We start from the raw sequence: 18,146 nt of genomic DNA, 5'->3' as shown, positions 1-18,146 counted from the left end.
TCTTTACAGTGTGAGCGCTCCGCCCGGCGGCTGCCCTGTTCGCGCTCCGCATCGATGTCGGGGGTCGCCGCTAACGTGGTCAGCATGCCCCGTTCCAGCCCTATCCCGCCGCGAACGCCTCGCGGCGAGCGCCGCCGTATCGATCGCAGCATCGCGCACCTCGCGGTGCCCGCGCTCGGCGCCCTCGTGGCCGAGCCGTTGTTTCTCGTGGTCGACTCCGCGCTCGTGGGGCATCTGGGCGCAACACCGCTCGCCGGGCTCGCGATCGCGGCGGCGATCCTGCAGACCGCAGTGGGGCTCATGATCTTCCTCGCCTACTCCACCACCCCATTGGTAGCGCGCCGACGCGGTGCCGGCGAGCTGCGCGGCGCCGTACAGGCAGGCATCGACGGGCTCTGGCTCGCGCTCGGCATCGGCATTGCTGTGGGGGCCGCGCTGTGGGCGGCGAGCGGGCCGCTCGTGTCACTGTTCCACGTGGAACAACGCACCGCTGATCAGGCGCTGGCCTATCTCACGGTCTCGTGTCTCGGCATCCCCGCGATGCTCGTGGTCTTCGCGGCGAGCGGCCTGCTGCGCGGCTTGCAAGACACGAAGACCCCGCTCGCAGTGGCCACCATTGGCTTCGCGGTCAACGCGCTGCTCAACTGGTGGTTCATCTACGGCCTCGGGTTCGGAATCGCAGGCAGCGCCTGGGGCACCGTCATCGCCCAGTGGGGCATGGTCGCCGTCTATCTCATCGTCATCGTGCGCCACGCCCGCCGAGCTGGGGCAGGATTCTTCCCGCACCGCGACGGACTGACCCACGCCGGCCGCAGCGGGGGCTGGCTGTTCATCCGCACCGTGGGGCTGCGTGCCGCACTGCTCGTCACGGTTTTCGCAGCGACAAGCCACGGCACCACCGCCACTGCCGGCTACCAGGTGGTGTTCACGATCTTCTCGACAGCGGCGTTCGCGCTCGACGCGCTCGCGATCGCTGCGCAGGCACTGGTGGGCGATGCGCTCGGAGCCCGCGATGCGAAGCGCGCCCGCCTCATCGTGCGGCGCACCGTCTTCTGGGGCATCGCCTGCGGGGCCGCGATCGGCGCGCTGCTGGCCGTCGCGAGCCCGGTGTTGGGGCGCATCTTCACGAGCGACGAGAGCGTGCTCGCGATATTGCCTCCCGCTCTGCTGGTGCTCGGCGTCTCACTGCCCCTCGGCGGCTTCGTCTTCGTGCTCGACGGTGTGCTCATGGGTGCGGGCGACGCCCGCTACCTTGCGTGGACGAGCCTCGTCAACCTCGCCGTCTACCTGCCTGCGCTCTGGCTGCTCACCGTGCTCGTGCCGAGCGGCACGGCGGCGCTTGTCGCACTCACAGCGGGCTTCACGCTGGTGTTCATGCTTGCGCGGGCCGTGACGCTCGGGGTCCGCACTCGAGGCAGCGCCTGGGTGCGGCTCGGTGCCTGAGCCCGCCTCAGCCCGGCTCAGATCCGCGCCGCTCAGTCGGTCTTGCAGACCGTCCCCTCGGCGGGCAGCTCGCCCGTAAGCAGGTAGGCGACGGTCGCGTCGTTCACACAACTCGAACGCTCCGCAAAGCTGGCACCGTGTCCGTGGCCGTCGAGGGTGAGCAGGCGCGCGTTGCCGAGCTCGCGCACGAGCTGCTGCGACCCCTCATAGGGGGTGGCGTGGTCGCCGGTCACTCCGACCACGAGGATCGGCGCGTCTGGAGATCCCGAGAACGACTCGGTGATGTCGTCCCCGCTCTCGGGCAGCGCATCGCACGAGAGGTCGACCCACGGGCCCAGCGACTCGTCATTGACCTCGGGGCCGCCGAGCAGCTCAGGGATGCCCGCCTCCTCGACGTACTCGACAAAGCCCACGAGGTCGGGGTCGGCGGGGAAGGAGTGGCAGCGCACGATCAAGCCCTGGGGGCCGACCGCTGCCCCACCGCTCGCCATGCTCTCCACGATGCCGTCGATGCTCTGCTGTTCACCGCGCATCGCGCCGGCGAGCGTCTCGAGCGCGAGGTCGCGCGTCTCTGGAATGCCGTACAACGACGAGGCGAGGTAACTGAAGAGCAGGCCGCCGTCGATCTCGCTGCCGTCGCTCGCCACGAGCGGCGCCTCGGCGAGGCGCTGCATCGCCTGCCGCAGGGCTTCTTCGCTATCGATCGGGCAGTCGGCCTGAGCGTACTCCGTCGCGCAGGTACTCAGCAGCTCGACCACCTCGTGCGCCGTCGCCGCCTGCTGCGCAAAGGTCTGCTGCGGACTCGCCCAGCGAGCGGCGATCGCACTGTCGAGCACCATCCGACCCACACGCTCGGGAAACAGCGTGGCGTAGGTCGCCCCGAGCACCGTGCCGTAGGAGTACCCCAGATAGTGGGCCTTCTCGTCGTCCACGAGCGCGCGCAACAGCTCCATGTCGCGCGCCACCTGCGAGGTGCCCATCGAGTGAGCGAGCGGGTTCGCGTCGGCGCAGAGCGCGATCTCCAACTCTCGCACGCTCGAGAAGCCGGGGCAGTCGATGGCCGAACTGCGGCCGATGCCCCGTGGATCGAAACCGACGACGTCGTAGCGCTCGGTCACTGGCTCGGCACCGTTCATGACCGACACCCGGTAGGCGAGATCGACGCCGCTGCCGCCCGGGCCACCCGGGTTCACGAACAGCGTGCCGATGGGCTCACCGTCGCCCGTCGCCGCGCGGCGGTTGACCGAGAGCTCGATCGTCTCGTGATTGCTCGGGTCGTTCCAGTCAAGCGGCGCCTCGACCAACGCGCACTCGTACTCGTCGAGCGGCGCGCCCCGCTCTTCGAGACGCTTCGCAGCGCGATCCTCAATCTCCGAGAGGTCGCATTCGCCCCACTCGATCGACTGCGCGTACACGCCAGGGAAGGACTCCGCCTGACGGGCGCTGGCGGAGTCGTCCACAGCCGGGCTGCAGGCGGAAAGCCCGAGACCGCCGAGGGCGAGCAGCGCGAACGCTGCGGTGGTCCGGTTCCTCATGAAGCTCCTCCTGAAAAGTTGGATACAGTACATCACAGCTGAGCGCGGCGAGGAGCGCACACGCTGCGACTAGGCCGGGATCGGCGAGGCGATGACTGCGACGGAGCAATCCTGCTCTGAGAATCACGGGCACCCGGCAAGGGGCGGCGGTTCACGCGCAAAGTGCATCGAGCGAGCGCGAAATGCACGCCCACGCCCTGCCGACGCGAGCAGCTCAGTCGTCGGTGCAGACCGCGCCGGCCTTCGGCATCTTCCCGTCGAGCAGATAGCGCGTCACCGCGTCATCGATGCAGCTCGAACGACCGGTGTACGACGCTGCATGCCCCTGCCCGTCCAAGGTGAGCAGCGTGGCATCACCCAACTCATCGGCGAGCACCTGTGCGTACTGGAACGGTGTCGCGTGGTCACCGGTGATACCGATGACGAGGATTGGGCCCGCACCCGCGGCGTCGAAGGACTCGGTGTAGTCGAGCCCGCTCTCGGGCAGGGCGTAGCAAGAGAGGTCAAGGAACGGCGCCAGCACCTCGTCGGTGAGTTCGGGCCCGCCGAGCAGCTTCGGCACCCCGGTCTCCTCGATATGCGCGAGCAGCCCGGTGACATCGGGCTCGATCGGGAAGGAATGGCAGGTGACTACTGTGAACGCAAGGTCGAGACCTGCTCCGCCTGCGGCGGCCTCGCCGATTCCGTCAATGGCACCCTGGTCGCCGAAGAGCGCAAGGGCGATGGTGTCGAGCGTGCGGCCTCGCTCGAAGGTGCTCGAATAGAGCGCATCCCAGAGATAGCCGCGTAGCACCTCCCCGGTGATTTCGGTGCCGTCGCTCGCGACGAGCGGTGTGGCATTGAGCTCCGCGATCACAGCAAGCAACGACTCTTCGGAGGTGAACGGGCACACCTCCACCTCATCTGCATACTCGGTGCGGCATGCAGTTGCGAGAGCAACCATCGCGTTCGCGGCCGCTACCTGTTGGTCGAAGAGGTGGATCGGGCTTGCCCATGCGGCGTTCTCTGCGCTGTCAAGCACCATACGACCGACTTCATCAGGGAAAATACTCGAATATGTCGCTCCGAGCATAGTTCCGTAGGAGTAGCCCAGATAGTCGAGGCGATCCGCCCTGATCAGGTGCCTGAGCAGCTCCATATCGCGCGCAACCTGCACCGTACCCATCGTGTGCACGAGCGGGCTGCGCTCCCCGCACTCCGCGATCTGCACTGCCACGATGTCCGAGGTGATGTCGTCGCAGTCGAGGGGCGTGCTGCCGCCAATACCGCGCGGATCGAAGCCGAGCAGATCATACGATTCGAGCACGCCTTCGAAACCCGGCGACAGCGGCATGCCAAGCATGAAATCGACCCCGGTAGCGCCAGGCCCGCCAGGGTTGCCGGTGAGCGTGCCAATGGGCTCATCCGAACCCGTCGACGGGATGTGCACGATCGAAAGTTCGATCGTCTCCGAATTCTCGGGGTCGTTCCAGTCGAGCGGGGCGAGCACTGCCGCGCACCCGACCTCGTCGAGATCGACCCCGACTCCGGCCAACTCCTCGGCGGTGGCGTCATCGAGCCCCTCATCGGGGCCGCACTCGAACCACTCGATCTCTTGCGCATAGAGCTCCGAGAATGCTTCGGCCTGCCAGGCAGCCCCGCGCGTCGACGGGTCGAGCAGCGCCGCGGTGTTGTCGGTCGGCGCGTTGGCAGAACACCCCACGAGTGCGACAGTGGCGCAGCTTGCGAGAACAGCGGCGGTACGAATACGGAGGGCGCGTCGATGCACGGTCATACCCTCAGATTAGGCGGAACCCGCACGGTCGGCCGCGCCCCATCGCTAGTCGTGCGCAGGCTGCTCCATTCCGGCGCACGATTCCACCCCAAACCCAGCCCACACTGAGGCCCCACGCTCCCGGCAGACCGAAAGGCCGCCTCAGCGCCCGGATCGCAGCTCTCGGGGCCCGAGGCCGTACACATCCTCAAGCGCGCGACGCATACTCGAGCTCGATCCGAACCCTGCCTGCACTGCAAGCTCACCCACGGCGAGCCCGTCGAATCTGGCATCCTGCAGCATCGAGCGGGCAACCCGCGCCCGCTCCCTGCGGATCTCCCCGGCGACAGAGCTCCCGGCCTCCGCGAAGATCGCCTGCAAATGCCGCAGCGACACCCCCGCGCCCCGGGCCACTGTCTCCGGAGTGAGGCCGAGCTCGGCTCTGCGCGCCGCGATCTCAGCGAGGGCCCGCTCCCGCACAATGGCGCGCGGCGTGCCACGAAGCGTATCAGTGCCGGAGCGCCCCAGTAGCAGCGTGCCGGCCATGTCGATGACCAGCCGATCCACAGTCTGGCTCTCACTCTCGCTCACCTGCTGCTGCTCCGAAACCGCCTGATCGAGAAACGCCTGCATGGCCCGCTCGGGCACGGTGAGTTCGGAGTAGATCCCCACGGTGTCCGCGAGCATCGGCACATACGGCAGCACGGCCTCACGCGGAATCCGGGCGACGACGAAGCGCCACTCCCCCAGAAACCGCACTCGGTGCGGCAAACCGCTCGGGGCGACGAGCAACGGCCCGGACGACGCCTTCCACGATCCGCCATCGAGATACTCGAACTCGCCGCGCTCCACGAAAATAATGTCGATCGTCGAGAAGCCCGGCCGCAACGGTCGGCGTTCGATCTCTGCGCCGGCACCCCATGCCTCGATCACGAGAACCGCCCCGAACGCGCGCACTCGCGCCTGCATACCGAGTTCGCCGTCGACACCGCGCACACCTTCGCGGTGGAAATCCCCGCTTCGATACTCCGTGATCGAACGCTCCGGGAGGCCCTCTGCGTTCGTCTTCGAATTCTTCCCCACGGCGAAACAGTACTGTACTTCCGCTCGCGCCCGCAGCAGGTGAGCGCGCGGCCTGCGCAGGGATGAGCAGGGCGAAGCAAGCCGGGGCGTTCGTGCCACGCTCTAGACTCGATCCGTGGCAGAGCGGGCAGCAAGTGAACGAAGCAGAGTCGTGCGCTGGGTGCGCACCGTACCCGTCATCTTCCTGCTGCTGGGCATGAGCTTCGGCACCTGGCTGAGCCGCCTGCCTGCGGTGCGGGATCACCTCGGCGCCACAGCGAGCGAGATGAGCGTCTACGGCCTGTGCCTCGCGGTGGGCAGCCTGTCGGGGCTCATCATTTCGGGCCGTATCGTGCACCGCTTCGGCCCACGCCGCACGATCTTCGTCGGCACTGTCGCGATGGCGATCACCTTGCCGAGCGCGGCGGCCATCATTCTGTACGGCGCGATCCCGCCTGGCCTGGCCGTGCTCTTCGCCTACGGCTTCGCGTTCAGTATCTGCGACGTCGCGATGAACGTGAGCGGCGCGAACGCGGAGGCGGCGTTCGGGCGGCCCCGCATGCCGCTCATGCACGCGGGTTACAGCCTCGGCGCCGTTGCGGCGACGGGCCTCGGCGGTCTCGCCGAAGCGCTCCGCGTGCCCGTGCCTGTGCACTTCGCCGCGGTCATGCTCGTGAGCGCGGTCGTACTGTTCGCTCTGCTGCGCAATCTGCCGCGGGACGAGCACGCGGCACGCAGTGCCGCCGAGCTGGCGAGCACGGGCCACGACCCCGCCACAGGCCCGATCCCTGTGATCGACTCAGCAGCGGGCGAGCAGCCCGCCTTCACCACGGTGACGGGGTCGATTCCTGTGCAGCGCCCCGACCGCGACAGCGGCCCGAACAGTGAGGCGTCGCAGGCGCTCGGATCCGCCCGCCCCTACAGCCCCTGGCGCGACCCGCGTATTCTCTGCATCGGCCTGCTCACGCTCTCGTTCGGCCTCTTCGAGGGCACCGCGAGCGACTGGCTGCCGCTCGCGCTGGTCGACGGTCGCGGCCTCAGCAATCAGCTGGGATCGGTGATGCTCAGCGTGTTTTTCGTCGCGGTGATGGCGGTGCGGATCGCCGGTTCGTGGCTCATCATGCGTTTCGGCCGGGTGCCCGTGATGCGAGCATCTGCGGTGATCGCAGCGACTGGCGTGATGATGACGATTCTGCTGCCCGGCACGGCGGGCGCGGTGGCCGGGGTGCTCGCCTGGGGCGTGGGCACGAGCCTCGGCTGGCCGATCGCGATTTCAGCGGCGGCGGATCGCACCGACACCGCCGCCCGCGATGTCGCCGCGGTGTCGGCGCTCGGCTACGGTTCAATGCTTGTGGGGCCGATGGCGTTCGGATTCCTGGGCGAGCACATCGGGCTACTCACGGCGTTCTGGGCACTGTTGCCCTTCGCCGCCTACGTGCTGTTCGCGGCGTCGGCCGCTCGATCGCGGCGCTGATCCGCCGCGCGGCCCCTCATTCTCCCACCCTGCCCCTCGCCCCCCTGCCTGGCTCCCCCTCCCCCTCCCCTTCCCCTTCCCCACTCCCCCTTCCCCGCCGAGAGGCGGATTTCGCATGGGAAAGCTGCCGCGGAGCTGCGAAATCCGCTTCTCGACGCCCTGTTGGAGTGGGCAGAGTGGGCGCAGGAGGGGGAGAGCAACATGGGGAGCCTCTTCAGCGCAGCCGGCGCAGCGCGCGAGCGGGTAAACTACCGCGGGTGCGAATCGTTGTTGCAGACTGCTCGGTCGACTATGCAGGCCGTCTCTCGGCTCACCTGCCCCGAGCCAAGCGCGTGCTCATGCTCAAGAACGACGGTTCGATCCTGGTGCACAGCGATGGCGGCTCCTACAAGCCGCTCAACTGGATGAGCCCGCCCTGCTCGCTCACCACCGTCGAACTCGACGAGGATCAGCAGGCCGCCGGCATCGTCGAGGCTTGGCAGGTTACCCACAAGAAGACCGCCGACAAGCTCATCGTGTCGGTGTTCGAGGTGTTCCACGACTCCTCGCACGACTTGGGGGTCGATCCCGGTCTCATCAAGGACGGCGTCGAGGCGCACCTGCAAGAGCTGCTCGCCGACCAGATCGAGCTCGTGGGCGAAGGGCACACCCTCGTGCGCCGAGAGTACATGACGGCGATCGGCCCGGTCGATATTCTCGCCCGCGACGCCGAGGGCGCATCGGTGGCGATCGAGATCAAGCGCCGCGGCGGCATCGACGGCGTCGAACAGCTCACCCGTTACCTCGAACTCATGAACCGCGACCCGAAGCTCGCGCCGGTGCAGGGCATCTTCGCGGCGCAGGAGATCAAACCGCAGGCGCGCACCCTCGCCGAGGATCGTGGCATCCGCTGTCTCGTGCTCGACTACGACGCGATGCGCGGCATGGAGGATCAGAACACGCTGTTCTGAGGCTCTCCCGTGGCCCTTTGCGGGTCAGCCGAGCCCGCGGAGGATGATGTCGAGGCCGCGTTCGAAAGAGGCCTCGAGGTCGGTTGACGCGGCGGGGTCGGTTGCTCCGCCTCGCGGCAGGGCAGCGGGATCGATGAGGGCGCCGAGCGCTTCAGCCTGCCTGTGGGTCTGCGTCGATTGGGCGTGGCCGAAGGTGTAAAGCAGCAGCGTGCGCGCGCCGTCGGCACCAACGAGCCCGGCGAGGCGCCGTTCCGCTTCCGACGCACCGAGCCGGAATGCCGCGGCCGTCGCCACGACGTCGGCGCCGTCGCGCACGGCGAGCATCGCCTCGCGCAGGGCGATGCAGCAGGATCGCGGATCACCGGCGGCCGCCCCGAGCGCCGTCGCCGGCCCCACGATCTCATCGGCCATGAGCGCGAGCAGCGTCTGTTTGTCGGAGACGTGGTGGTAGAGCGCGCTCGGCTGCACGCCCAGCTCGGCGGCGACGCGGCGCATCGAGCAGTGCTCGAGCCCGTGCGCGTCGAGCACGCGCAGCCCGGCGGCGACCACGTCGGCGAGGCTGTTGCGCATTCGACCATCCTACCGCTAACCTGAACACCGTTCACCAGAACAGTGTTCAGGTAGCGCTCGGATCGCATCCGAGCACGCCCCCGAGATCCGCCCCGGATCCGCCCCAGAAATTCAAGATCCCCAGCTCCCTCCCGGAGCCCAACCACCCAGGAGTCAGCGTGTCAGCACCAGAAACCGGCACCGCCAGCGCAGCAGAGACCAGCGCAACCAGCGCCGAGACCCCCGCGCCGAAGCGCAACGTCGCCACCGACATCGCGCTTATCGCCACCTTCGCCGCACTCATCGCGGTCTGCGCACTGCTTCCCGCCATCAGCGTGGGCGGTGCCGTGCCTATCACCCTGCAAACCTTCGCGGTGATCCTCGCCGGCACCGTCCTAGGCGCGCGCCGCGGCTTCCTCGCCGTGCTGCTCTACCTCGCAGTCGGCGCCGCTGGCCTGCCCGTCTTCTCCGGCGGATCCGCAGGCCTCGCCCCCTTCTTCGGCCCCTCCGTCGGCTACCTCGTCGCCTTCCCGTTCGCCGCGCTGCTCGCCGGCTTCATCGTCGAACGCCTGCCCCGCCGCCGCATCGCCACCAGCATCCCCCTCATCTTCGTTGCCGGCATCGTGTCGAGCTTCGTGTTCGTGCACCCGCTCGGCATTCTCGGCATGGCCTGGCGGGCCGACCTCACCCTCGGTCAGGCTTTCCTCGCCGACCTCGCCTTCTGGCCCGGCGACATCATTAAGAACCTGCTGATGGCGGTCGTGGCGACGGCCGTGCACCGCGCCTTCCCCTCCCTGCTGCCCGCGCGTCGCCGCAGCTGAACCCGTCACCCACCCGCCCACACCCCGTAGGATCTCCGAGTGATCGAACTGCGAGACGCGCGCGTCGTCGCCACCACGCACGACGGCGAGACGACGATTCTGCACCCCACCTCGCTCGCCCTCAGCGAGCGGCGGGTCTCGATCATCGGCGCCAACGGATCGGGCAAGTCGACCCTCGCACGCCTGCTCAACGGCCTGGTCGAGCCGAGCTCCGGCAGCGTCACCATCACCGCGCAGGAGACGGAGGGTGCAGGAGCAGAGGCGGCAGCGAGCGCATCAGCGATGGGTGGCGGATCGGGCGGATCCCCGGCAGGCGCACGCGATCCGCGCCCCCTCGACACCCGCCGCGACGGGGCCGCCGTGCGCCGCAGCGTCGGCTTCGTGTTCACCGACCCCGCCGCGCAGCTCATCATGCCGACCGCGGTCGAAGACGTCATGCTCTCACTGCGCCGCGCGCACCGCGACAAGCGCGCCCGCCGCGACGCCGCGCTCGCCGTGCTCGACCGCTTCGGCCTCGCGGATCTCGTCGACCGTAGCGTGCACACCCTCTCGGGCGGGCAGAAGCAGCTGCTCGCGATCGCCTCGGTACTCGCGACCGACCCTGCGATCCTCGTCGCAGACGAACCCACCACTCTGCTCGACCTGCGCAACGCCCGCATGATCGGCGATCTGCTCATGGCGCTGCCGCAGCAGCTCGTCGTCGTCACCCACGACCTCGAACTCGCCGCGCGCGCCGACCGCACGCTGGTCGTCGAAGCGGCACGCGTGGTGTTCGACGGGAAGCCCGCCGCCGCGATCGCCCACTACCGGGAGTTGAGCGGGGCCCCGTCTGCACCGAGCGCGGACACCGCCGGATCTGCCCCCAACAGCCCCGCCGAGGAACGACCGTGAGTATCCCCTCACCGCTCGGGGCCTATCTGCCGGGCTCGGGGCCGCTCCACCGCCTGCGGCCCGGCGCGAAGCTACTCGGGCTCTTCGCGTTCGCGATCACGGTGGTATCGACGACCGGCGTACCGCTCACCGCGCTGTGGCTCGGGATCGCGGTCGCCCTCGCCGTGCTCGCGGGCCTGCGCGGGCACGACTTCTGGCGGGTCGCACGCGGCTTCGCGCTGGTCGCGATCCCGCTCTTCGCCTTCCAGGCGTGGCAGCACGGCTGGGAGCGCGGTGCCGAAGTGGTCGGGGACCTCTTCGCGATGATCCTCGCAGCGAGCGCCGTGACCGCGAGCACCGCAGTCGACGACATGCTCGACACGATCACCTGGGCACTCGGCCCGCTGCGCCGCTTCGGGGTGAAACCCGAGCGCTTCGCCCTGGCGTTCTCGCTCGTGATCCGGGCGATCCCCACCATCCTGGGCGTTGCCCGCGAAACCCAGGCCGCGGCGCGGGCCCGCGGGCTCGAACGGGATCCGCGCGCCCGCCTCATGCCGCTCGTGCTGCGCACGGTCGCGCACGCGCAGCGCACCGGCGAGGCTCTTGCGGCGCGCGGCGTCGGCGAGGAGTGAGGGTCACGAAAGCGCGGGCCGCACGCTCTAGGCTGGAGGGCATGGCCGAGAACCCGCAGCTCCCCGAATCCGACGCCGCGAACGACGCCGCGGCACACGAGACCGCAGCACACGAGGCGCTGATCCCGGACGAGGTGCACCCCGACTACGCGAACGACTCGGTGCGCGAGGCGCTGCGCGAACTGCAGCAGCAGCCCGACTACGCGCGGCTTGCCGCCTTCCTCAACGCACTACGCGACGGCTACTTGGTGGCCGATGTAACCGGCACCTCGTCGAAAAAGAAGGGGCCGCGGGTGCGCACGATCCGCTCCACGAAGGGCCAGCTCGTGCTGCCGCTCTTCACCTCGATGGCAGAGCTGCGCGCCGTCGCCCCCGCCGAGCGCCGCGCCGAGGTCAAGGGCGCCATCATGCCCGCGCACGAGGCGATCGCGCTGATCCGCACCGACCGTTTCGTCGCGGCCGAGTTCGACAAGGCCGGCGCCTCGCTCGTGGTGCTGCGCAAGTACCTCTCACTCGCGCTCGAGCCAGACCTCGTCACCGCGGATCAGCTCGAGCAGATGCGCTGAACCGGACCGGGCCACCGCAGCAGCGGCGGATCCGCCATCGCAGCCAACAGCCCCAGCAACGACTGAAGCCCGGAGCGCAACGCGCCCCGGGCTTCACTCTTCAGCGGCAACCGCCGCCCGGGTGCTACTCCGCAGAGCCGATCTTGAAGGCGCGCACCACCTGCACGACACCCATCACGACCATCGAAATGCCGAGCAGCAGCCACAGGGTGACTGCCCCGACCAGCGGCGACAACATGAGCGCAAGGCCGGCGATGACGCTGATGATGCCGTAGATGACGGTCCAGGTCTTATTGCCGCTCTGCTTCACAACGGTGAACGCCATCACGCCCTCGAAGAGCCACAGCACACCGATGGTCACCGACAAGAAGATCGCGAGCACCGCGGCGGTGGCGCCGAGGTTCGCCATCATCACGACGCCGCCGATCACGTACAACACACCGAGCAGAATGTGACCGGTGCGAGCCCAGCCACCGAGCGTGCGGCTGAAGATCGCCGAACCGATGTAGACAACGCCCACGACAAGCGCGTAAGCGGCCATGACGGCGGCGATGATCTGCATGGCGACCGCGCCCGTCTTGCCGGGGAAGAACATGATGAGCAGGCCGAGCACGATTGCGATGAGACCGCCCACGCCAAACGCGGTGCGCACCCCGTCTCCCGCGCGCTGCAGCAGATTCGTTTCGGGTGAGGTCATGAGAACTCCTTCGCTGAGAAAGCGTCCGCAGACGCGGCGCATACCCTCATCATGGCGCATCAGCGGTCACGGCACTACTCCCGGCTATGCTGCGGCGGCGTCTGCGCCGCGGTTCGCGGGCAGCAAGAGTGGCGGATCGGCCCATCGCCGATCCGCCCCTCCTCTCACGCGCCGACGACGGGGATGAGCCCGGTGCGGCTTGTCGGATTCGTCTTCCAGAGCAGCGCGTAGACGAGCGCGGCCGATACGGCGGTGAGAATCGGCCCCCAACTCGACCCGATGCCCGCGAGCTCAGGGTTCATCGTGCCGAGCTGCAGCATGCCGATACCGATGACCGTCGCGACCACCCACGCAATCAGGCCGTTCGTGTTGAACGCCCGGTAGCGCTCGTCACGGATGCCGGCGTGCTCCTGCCCCTTGCCGCGCCCCATCAGCACATGGGTGAGCGCGATCGCCACCCACGCCGTGACGAGCACGCCCTGCCAGGCGAGTGCGATGAGGATGTACTGCACGACCGGTAGCAGCATGAGCAGGTAGATGATGAGCGAGGAGAGGAGCACCCAGGCGAGATTCGGCATGCGCAGCCGGAAGACCTTCTCCCCGAACGCGCGCAGATTCGCAGCGCCGAGATAGTAGTTCGCGGTGTTGATGCGCGTCTGCGTGGCGATAACCACGATGATCCCGAGGAATCCCATCAGCTGCACGATGCCACCCACGATGCCCGTCTCCGAGGCCTCGGTGCCGGGAATCGTGAATGTGAGGATGATGCCGACCACCGCGGAGAACGCGAAAGCCACGAGATAGAAGAACGGCCCGAAGGTGAACACCTGATGGAAGCGGGTGTCCTTACGCTTCCCGAGTGCGGCGTAATCCATCGTGTACATCATGAGGATCCACACCCCCATGTAGCCAGAGAACGTTGCCAGCCAACCCGGTCCGCCCGCAACGAAGGGCAGCGACACCTCGGGGGTGTGCGTCAGCCAGGCCGGGTTGTAGCCGTACTGCACGGTCGCCCACACGACCGCTGCGATGAGGCCGAAGAAGTAGATCGGCAACAGGATGCCGTTGATCTTGTCGAGGAAGCGGCGAACACCACCGATGATGAGCGGCGTCGTGCCAACCACCACGACGAGACTCCAGAACCACATCTCGCCCCCGAAGGCCGCCATGAACGCGTAGGCGACGAGTGAACCTTCGAAGACGGCGTAGTAGATCGCGATGAGCGCGAAAATGATCATCGCGATAGCGGATCCGGCGTTGCCGAGGATGGTGCGTGAGAACGCGGCCACCGTGGTGCGGTTGTTGATGGCGTAGCGGGAGAGCACGGCGTTGATTGCGCCGTAGACGATGACAGAGAGGGCGATGCCGATGAGGGCGTTGACGGTGCCGTAGGCGATCGCCATGGCCGCGCCGATATAGACGAAGAAGAATGCGCTCGCAACGCCGTACCAGGCCATCGCGAGGGAGCCACGGCTCATCTGGTCTTCGTCGCTGCCCTCGCGAGCGAGGGCGTCGGTGGCTTCAACATCTTCGTTGCTGCCGGTGAGATTGATGGACACTGCTGATACCTCCATTGGTATTTCGGGCAGGGCGCGATGGCCCCCGGCTACGTTGCCGGGGGCCGGTGCGCCGAAAGGACTGGTGCCGGTTATCGGCTCCAGTGGTCGAGCGAGCGGCGGCTCATCTGCGCGCGGTGCTGCTTAGTCGTCTCCTCGAAGAGCTCGCCGGTGCCCCAGTCGAGGATCACGCCGTGGCGGCGGATCACGTCGAGCAGGTCGAGGTGCCCCGCGCGGTACTGCTCTGCCACCTCGTGGGGATCGGCCTCGAGCCAGGAAGCGCGGTGCTCGCGGATCCAGGCGCGCTTGGCCAGCGTGGCCTCGCGGTCGATCTCGTAGCGGTCGAGTTCGGGGTCGATCGGCACGATGATCACACCGTAGTCTTCGGCCGCGCGCTCGACGGAGACGCAGTCGTCGATCACGTCTTCGAGCACTTCTTCGGGGGTGCGGTCGAGGGGGTCTCCGAAGCCGCCGCCACCGGCGGAGGGACGATAGAAGGTGTCACCGGGCTGCACCGGTACCGACGAGAAGATGGAGCCGAGGAAGCGCTCGTTCTCGGTGTCGCGGTTGAGCCATACGCCGTGCGGGATCGAGGGCAGGCCGCCCTCGATGCCCCACGTAATGGATCGGGCGCGGTCGCAGCAGTAACTCATCACCGAGGCATCGGCATCGGTGAGGGTACCACCCTTCTCGACACCGCAGCCGCCGCGGAAGCGGCCGGGCCCGCCAGAGTCGGTGCCGATCCGGTGCATCGTGGTGAGCACCGGCGTCAGCCGCTCCTGCCCCTCGCACGCCTGCACCGCGAGGCCCACCCCGAACACGGGAGCGGTGGCACTGGAGCCGTCCTTGGAAGAGCGGCCACCCCAGCCGCCGGCCATCCAGTCGTACCACATGAAGTACGGCTTCGACTCGCTGCGAGCATCGCGGCCGCCCACGAGCAGGTACTCGAGATTGAAGGCGCAGGCCATCGCCCGCTCGGGCATGAGCTGCGACCAGATCTCAAAGATGCCGTTCATGAGCTTCTCGTAGGGGCCCGAGCAGAAACCCGTCACCGCGTAGGGCCAACCGGCATTCACCACGGTTCCCTCAGGGCCGATGTCGGCGGTCACCGCAGCGTAGAAGCCGGAGTTGAGCGGCACGTCGGGGAAGAAGGTCTTGGTGCCCGCGTAGATCGCCGAGAACGTGGTGCCGTAGCCCGAGTTGAGGAAGGTGTCGACCACGTCGGCACTGCCCTCGAGGTTGTAGTGGATCCCCTCGCCGTCGAGCGTCATGGTGATCTTGATCGGCACGAGACCCTCGGGCTTGCCGGGGTCAAGGTCGAGGTAGTCGACGGTCTCCCAGGTGCCCCGGGGCAGGTCGGCGAGGCGGCGGCGCACGGTGCGCTCGACGTAGTCCTGCGTCTCCTGCATCGCGAGCTCAACGGTTTCGGTGCCGTAGCGGTCGACGAGGCGCAGCACCTCTCGCTCGCAGACAGCGGTGGCCTCGGACTGCGCGTGCAGGTCGCCGAGCGCCTGCTCGGGCGCTGGTGTTCGCGACGAGCAGCTGGGCGACGTCGTGCAGGAACACCCCCTTCGACCAGACGCGGATGGGCGTAATGCGCAGACCCTCGCCGAAGTGCTCGGAGGCCGAGACATCGAAGGAGCCGGGCACCTTGCCGCCGATGTCGGCCCAGTGGCCCTTGTTCTGGGCGAAGGCGATGATGCGGCCCTCTGAGAAGATGGGGCGCACGAAGGAGACATCGTTGAAGTGCGTGCCGCCGCGGTACGGGTCGTTGATCGCAAACACGTCGCCTGGGTGGATGTCTTCGCCGAACTGCTCGATCACCGCCTTCGCCTGGAAGTGCAGGGTGCCCACGTGCACCGCGATATCGCCTGAGCCCTGCATCACCGTGTTGCCGTGCGCGTCACACAGCGCCGACGAGAAGTCGCGGGAGTAGATGACGAAGGAGTAGCAGGTGCGCAGGATCTGCTCGCTCATGAGGTCGACGCTGGTGGCGAAGGCGTTCTTCAGCACCTCGAAGGTGACGGGGTCGAGCGCGGTCTGGCGGGCCGCAACGGGGCTGAGAGTAGTGGTGTCGCTCATCAGTGGATCTCCTCGAGGTGGATGCGGATGTTGAGCCACTCGTCGATCTCGGCGCGAGTGTACGGGGGCACGACCGTGGTCGAGTCGAGCTGGTTGATGATCGCCGGCCCCTGGAACGCGGTGCCTGCGGCGAGCGCGTCGCGATCGTAGACAGGAGTGTCGAGCCAGCCGGTGACCCCGAAGTAGACCGGGCGGCGCTCAGCGGGCTCGCCGGGAGCCTGAGGGACGGGGTCGGCGGGGCGGAACGAGGGCTTCGGGATCTTGCCGACGGCGCCGAGATGCAGCTGGTAGACCTCAACAGGGGCGTCGTCTTGACGGAATGCGAACTCGCGCTCGTACTGCTCGTGGAAGGTGCGCACTGCCTGCTCGAGCGCGCCCGGGCCGGTGCCCATGGGCACCTGCAGCGAGCGCCACTGGCCTTGGTAGCGCATGGAGATCTTGCGCTGCAGGATCGCGTTCTCCTCGGCGACGCCTTCGTGGCGCAGGCGGGCGCTGGCCTCGGTCTCGAGGGTGATGAAGGCCTGCTCGATGCCTTCTTCGTCGGCGCCGGAAGCGAGGCCCGTGTACATCTGTGCGAAGTCGTGCTGGATGTCGACGAGGAGACATCCCATGGCGGAGGTAACGCCGGGGTTGGGCGGTACGACGACGGTGGGGATGCCGAGTTCGCGTGCGACGTCGGCGCCGTGGAGGGCACCTGCGCCGCCGAAGGCCAGTAGGGCGAAGTCGCGAGGGTCATAGCCGCGGCGGATCGAGACCAGGCGCACGGCGTCGGCCATGTTGGCGTTTGCGACGGAGACGATCGCCTGAGCCGCTTCTTCGAGGCCCATGCCCAGGGGCTCGGCGATGACGCGCCGGATCGCTTCCTCGGAGAGCGAGCGGTCGAGCTGCTTTACGCCGCCGGCGAGCGAGGTGCCGAGGCGGCCGAGCACCACGTTGGCATCGGTGTTGGTGGGCTGGTCGCCGCCGGTGTTGTAGCAAGCGGGACCGGGATCAGCGCCGGCCGACTGGGGGCCGTTGCGCAGTGAGCCCGCGATGTCGATGTGGGCGAGGGATCCGCCTCCGGCCCCGATGGTGAGCACTTCGATGGAGGGGAAGATGATGGGGTGGCCGTATTCGACCTGCCACTCCTGTGAGACCCGCAGCTCGCCGTCGGCGACGAGGGCGATGTCGGTGGAGGTGCCGCCCATGTCGAGGCTGACGGCGTTGTCGTAGCCGCACTGCTGGGCGATGTGCTTTGCCGAGATCGCGCCGGCGGCGATGCCCGAGGCGGCGAGCCGCACGGGGAACTTCTCGACGAGACGGGGGGTCATCGAGCCGCCGCCGGAGTGGAGCAGCAGCAGGTCGCCGCGGTAGCCGCCTTCGCGGAGCCGATCCGCGAGCCGGTTGACGTAGCCGGACACCAGCGGCGCGAGCACGGCGTTGGCGACGGCGGTGTTGAAGCGCGGGTACTCGAAGATCTCGGGCAGCACCTCGGCAGAGGTGGAAACGGTGGCGTCGGGAATGACCTCTTCGAGGATCTCGCGCATGCGGGTCTCGTGGGCGGCGTTGGCGTAGGAGTTGAGGAAGCAGACCGCGATGGTCTTCACTCCGCGGCGACGCAGCAGCTCGGCCAGCTGTCGGGCTTCGGTCTCGTCGAGCGGCGTGATGGTGTGGCCGTTGTAGTCGATCCGCTCGCTGACCTCGAAGCGGTCGCGGCGACGGATGTAGGGCTCTGAGACATCGTTGTATGCGTCCCAGAGATCATCCTTGGTTCCGTCGCGAATCTCGAGCACGTCGCGGAAGCCGCGGGTGGTGACGAGCGCCGCGGCCGGGAAGTTGCGGGTGATGAGAGCGTTCGTGGCGACGGTGGTGCCGTGGGAGAAGAGGGCGACCTCGTTCAGGTCGATCTCGCCTCGATCCACCCCGTTCATGACCGCGATCATGGGGTCGGCCGGCGTCGATGGCACTTTGGTCACCCGCATCTGCTGGGTGGCGTCATCGAAGATGCAGACGTCGGTGAATGTGCCGCCGACGTCTACTGCGACGCGAATACTGCTCATGGGTCCTCCTGGATTCATCGTTGACTTCCGGATGCATCAACCTTCGTGCCCGTCACGCCCGGGGTCACTAGAGAATACGAAGGTTTGCGGCGCTCCCATTGTAAAATTCACAAAAAT

14 protein-coding genes and 1 pseudogene are annotated in these 18,146 nt (G+C 68.0%); 7 read left to right on the top strand and 8 right to left on the bottom strand.

From position 1 onward, the window contains the following. Nucleotides 1–84: 84 nt before the first annotated feature. On the top strand, nucleotides 85–1,443 hold the full coding sequence (locus WFL22_RS08150; RefSeq protein ID WP_336652394.1) for an MATE family efflux transporter: 1,359 nt from the start codon (nucleotides 85–87) through the stop codon (nucleotides 1,441–1,443). 32 nt (nucleotides 1,444–1,475) lie between these two features. Here the strand turns inward: WFL22_RS08150 and WFL22_RS08145 are convergent, their stop codons facing one another. The 3 genes from WFL22_RS08145 to WFL22_RS08135 all read right to left on the bottom strand — a co-directional run bounded on the left by WFL22_RS08145 (nucleotide 1,476) and on the right by WFL22_RS08135 (nucleotide 5,814). Continuing rightward, a complete protein-coding gene (locus WFL22_RS08145; RefSeq protein WP_336992207.1) occupies nucleotides 1,476–2,978 on the bottom strand; it encodes an alpha/beta hydrolase in 1,503 nt (500 codons plus the stop codon). Nucleotides 2,979–3,192: 214 nt separating this feature from the next. Next, nucleotides 3,193–4,752: an alpha/beta hydrolase gene (locus WFL22_RS08140; protein ID WP_336992206.1), complete on the bottom strand. Its 1,560-nt coding sequence runs from the start codon at nucleotides 4,750–4,752 to the stop codon at nucleotides 3,193–3,195. 141 nt (nucleotides 4,753–4,893) lie between these two features. Then, nucleotides 4,894–5,814, bottom strand: coding sequence for a helix-turn-helix transcriptional regulator (locus tag WFL22_RS08135; protein ID WP_336652397.1), 921 nt, complete (start codon nucleotides 5,812–5,814; stop codon nucleotides 4,894–4,896). A gap of 115 nt (nucleotides 5,815–5,929) precedes the next feature. Here WFL22_RS08135 and WFL22_RS08130 point away from each other — a divergent pair, with 115 nt between their 5' ends. Together WFL22_RS08130 and nucS are read left to right on the top strand one after the other, a co-directional pair. Continuing rightward, nucleotides 5,930–7,267 (top strand): MFS transporter, encoded by a 1,338-nt coding sequence (locus WFL22_RS08130; RefSeq protein WP_336992205.1) that lies wholly within the window; start codon nucleotides 5,930–5,932, stop codon nucleotides 7,265–7,267. A 257-nt stretch (nucleotides 7,268–7,524) separates the two neighbouring features. Then, nucleotides 7,525–8,217, top strand: coding sequence for an endonuclease NucS (gene nucS / locus WFL22_RS08125; protein ID WP_336652399.1), 693 nt, complete (start codon nucleotides 7,525–7,527; stop codon nucleotides 8,215–8,217). 24 nt (nucleotides 8,218–8,241) lie between these two features. Here the strand turns inward: nucS and WFL22_RS08120 are convergent, their stop codons facing one another. Then, nucleotides 8,242–8,787 (bottom strand): TetR family transcriptional regulator, encoded by a 546-nt coding sequence (locus WFL22_RS08120; protein WP_336652400.1) that lies wholly within the window; start codon nucleotides 8,785–8,787, stop codon nucleotides 8,242–8,244. Between the two features lie 158 nt (nucleotides 8,788–8,945). On the opposite strand from WFL22_RS08120, the gene WFL22_RS08115 reads away from it, so the two are divergent. From WFL22_RS08115 to WFL22_RS08100, 4 genes are read left to right on the top strand one after another with little or no spacing between them, the layout of a single operon-like run. Then, nucleotides 8,946–9,587 carry a biotin transporter BioY gene (locus tag WFL22_RS08115; protein WP_336992204.1) on the top strand — a complete coding sequence of 214 codons (642 nt, stop codon included), beginning with the start codon at nucleotides 8,946–8,948 and terminating at the stop codon, nucleotides 9,585–9,587. Nucleotides 9,588–9,626: 39 nt separating this feature from the next. Further along, a complete protein-coding gene (locus WFL22_RS08110; RefSeq protein WP_336992203.1) occupies nucleotides 9,627–10,478 on the top strand; it encodes an energy-coupling factor ABC transporter ATP-binding protein in 852 nt (283 codons plus the stop codon). Then, nucleotides 10,475–11,089, top strand: coding sequence for an energy-coupling factor transporter transmembrane component T family protein (locus tag WFL22_RS08105; RefSeq protein WP_336992201.1), 615 nt, complete (start codon nucleotides 10,475–10,477; stop codon nucleotides 11,087–11,089). Before WFL22_RS08110 ends, WFL22_RS08105 begins: the two co-directional genes overlap by 4 nt. Nucleotides 11,090–11,130: 41 nt before the next feature. Next, on the top strand, nucleotides 11,131–11,655 hold the full coding sequence (locus tag WFL22_RS08100; protein WP_336992199.1) for an SseB family protein: 525 nt from the start codon (nucleotides 11,131–11,133) through the stop codon (nucleotides 11,653–11,655). 124 nt (nucleotides 11,656–11,779) lie between these two features. Here WFL22_RS08100 and WFL22_RS08095 read toward each other — a convergent pair whose 3' ends face one another. The 4 genes and pseudogenes from WFL22_RS08095 to WFL22_RS08080 all read right to left on the bottom strand — a co-directional run bounded on the left by WFL22_RS08095 (nucleotide 11,780) and on the right by WFL22_RS08080 (nucleotide 18,029). Then, nucleotides 11,780–12,352, bottom strand: coding sequence for an HdeD family acid-resistance protein (locus tag WFL22_RS08095; RefSeq protein ID WP_336652405.1), 573 nt, complete (start codon nucleotides 12,350–12,352; stop codon nucleotides 11,780–11,782). A gap of 164 nt (nucleotides 12,353–12,516) precedes the next feature. Further along, nucleotides 12,517–13,911: a purine-cytosine permease family protein gene (locus tag WFL22_RS08090; protein WP_336992198.1), complete on the bottom strand. Its 1,395-nt coding sequence runs from the start codon at nucleotides 13,909–13,911 to the stop codon at nucleotides 12,517–12,519. A gap of 89 nt (nucleotides 13,912–14,000) precedes the next feature. After that, nucleotides 14,001–15,990 (bottom strand): annotated as a pseudogene (locus tag WFL22_RS08085) (hydantoinase B/oxoprolinase family protein). Next, nucleotides 15,990–18,029: a hydantoinase/oxoprolinase family protein gene (locus WFL22_RS08080; RefSeq protein ID WP_336992196.1), complete on the bottom strand. Its 2,040-nt coding sequence runs from the start codon at nucleotides 18,027–18,029 to the stop codon at nucleotides 15,990–15,992. Before WFL22_RS08080 ends, WFL22_RS08085 begins: the two are co-directional and overlap by 1 nt. Nucleotides 18,030–18,146: the final 117 nt, after the last annotated feature.

The organism is Leucobacter sp. VD1 (assembly GCF_037150695.1).
Taxonomy (GTDB): domain Bacteria; phylum Actinomycetota; class Actinomycetes; order Actinomycetales; family Microbacteriaceae; genus Leucobacter.
Note: the sequence above shows the minus strand (reverse complement) of the source record. Positions and strands in the feature narration are given on the sequence as shown.

Excerpts from the sequence above, each read along its gene's own strand:
- WFL22_RS08100 (WP_336992199.1), top strand. The coding sequence starts at position 11,131 with ATGGCCGAGAACCCGCAGCTCCCCGAATCCGACGCCGCGAACGACGCC.
- WFL22_RS08080 (WP_336992196.1), bottom strand. The coding sequence starts at position 18,029 with ATGAGCAGTATTCGCGTCGCAGTAGACGTCGGCGGCACATTCACCGAC.
- WFL22_RS08120 (WP_336652400.1), bottom strand. The coding sequence starts at position 8,787 with ATGCGCAACAGCCTCGCCGACGTGGTCGCCGCCGGGCTGCGCGTGCTC.
- WFL22_RS08145 (WP_336992207.1), bottom strand. The coding sequence starts at position 2,978 with ATGAGGAACCGGACCACCGCAGCGTTCGCGCTGCTCGCCCTCGGCGGT.
- WFL22_RS08140 (WP_336992206.1), bottom strand. The coding sequence starts at position 4,752 with ATGACCGTGCATCGACGCGCCCTCCGTATTCGTACCGCCGCTGTTCTC.
- WFL22_RS08095 (WP_336652405.1), bottom strand. The coding sequence starts at position 12,352 with ATGACCTCACCCGAAACGAATCTGCTGCAGCGCGCGGGAGACGGGGTG.
- WFL22_RS08150 (WP_336652394.1), top strand. The coding sequence starts at position 85 with ATGCCCCGTTCCAGCCCTATCCCGCCGCGAACGCCTCGCGGCGAGCGC.